This is a genomic window from Stutzerimonas stutzeri (assembly GCF_024448935.1).
Classification (GTDB): Bacteria; Pseudomonadota; Gammaproteobacteria; order Pseudomonadales; family Pseudomonadaceae; genus Stutzerimonas; species Stutzerimonas stutzeri_AO.
Map to the genome: position 1 here is coordinate 1 of NZ_JAMOIE010000221.1, position 1,437 is coordinate 1,437.

1 protein-coding gene and 1 pseudogene are annotated in these 1,437 nt (G+C 51.6%); both read right to left on the reverse strand.

Translation table 11 applies throughout. The features are described 5' to 3' along the window. Nucleotides 1–976: pseudogene (locus NA637_RS24965) on the reverse strand (hypothetical protein); the annotation flags it as partial. A gap of 150 nt (nt 977–1,126) precedes the next feature. Then, nucleotides 1,127–1,336: a major capsid protein gene (locus NA637_RS24970; RefSeq protein ID WP_256075249.1), complete on the reverse strand. Its 210-nt coding sequence runs from the start codon at nt 1,334–1,336 to the stop codon at nt 1,127–1,129. Nucleotides 1,337–1,437: the final 101 nt, after the last annotated feature.

The window sequence follows — 1,437 nt, forward strand, 5'->3', positions numbered from 1 at the left end:
CACCATCGGAACCACCACCAGTACCACCATCGGAACCATCACCAGTACCACCATCGGAACCACCACCAGTACCACCATCGGAACCACCACCAGTGTCGCCAGGATCAGTCGGATCGCTGGGATCGGTAGGATCAGTGGGGTCGGTAGGGTCAGTGGGGTCAGTAGGGTCAGTGGGATCGGTGGGATCGGTGGGATCGGTGGGCTGATCGGGTGAACAAAAAGTGCCGTTATAGCTGTAGCCGTCCGGGCAGCCGTTGTCCGGATCGGGCAAAGGGGTATCGTCGGGATCGGTTACGTCAGAGGTAGCGGCGACAGGTTGATAATCAGGATCACCCGCCGCGCATTCAAACCCGGCAGAAGAATATTGATAAGAGCAAAAAACACCAGATGGATCGCCAGAATTAAACGCATAACAGTTAGTAGGCGCAGTAAATCCAAACACGTATTGACAACTATTAGCGCAAACACTACCAGGAGGATCAATAGACGGCTGACCTACCCCCGACCGTTGTCTATGCTGATGAAGAATAGATTGGCCGTTGGTAGACTCGCATGGATTAACAGGCTCAGACGGAGGAATACAAACACCCGTAACAGCGTCAATTCCGTCACTGCACGGAACAGGCGGATAAAAATACGCAAAACAAGTCTGATAGGTGACACCAGGGTAGCCACACTTACCTGACAAACTGTAGTAAGTACCATGCTCGTTGTTAAAGACGTTACAGACACCTCCCATATTATATTCGTCGTAAATCGCTTGTTGATTATAACAGGCGCTAGAAGCTTCAGTCATAGTATTGTGCCAACTGTCGCCATGCTGCGAAATTTGAGCAATTGCAATACTAGATGCGACCAAAAAACAGAGCCCACATAGCAGCCGTAAAAAAGAAGAAGAGCAAAACAGCAGAGAAAGACAGCGGTAGCAAACCTCCATTAGTCTGATACTAGCGAGCAAAGCGAAAAATAAATTCATCTCACACCCGCCCAAAAAACACGAGATAGAACGCCAAGGTGGTCAGGATCAAGACGTAAAGTTCATAGCTCATTAGGCGTTCCCTCGGAAGTGAAAACCCCGCCGGAGCGGGGTTTGTTTGCTTCGGCACGTGCGGTGCGCAACCCCGGCTTACAGGGCGCGGCGCATGTACTTGAACGCCATGGCAGCAATAATCACCGCAAAGACGGCCCAGCCGATGGTTCCAACATCGGTGCCAGCTTCGGTCAACGCAGTAGTGGCTTCGGCAGGAACAGCCGCGTAGACAGTACCGGCCAGGGTGGAAAGCGCGGCTGCAGCGCCAACGCCAATTTTCTTGATGAAGTGCTTGTTCAATTGCATGGGTAATACCTCACTGTATCAGGGCTTTTTTCAGGACCAGGAAGCCGAACACGGTGGCGAACAGAACAATCGCTTCGCCTTGCAATTCAGAAACTTGGTCC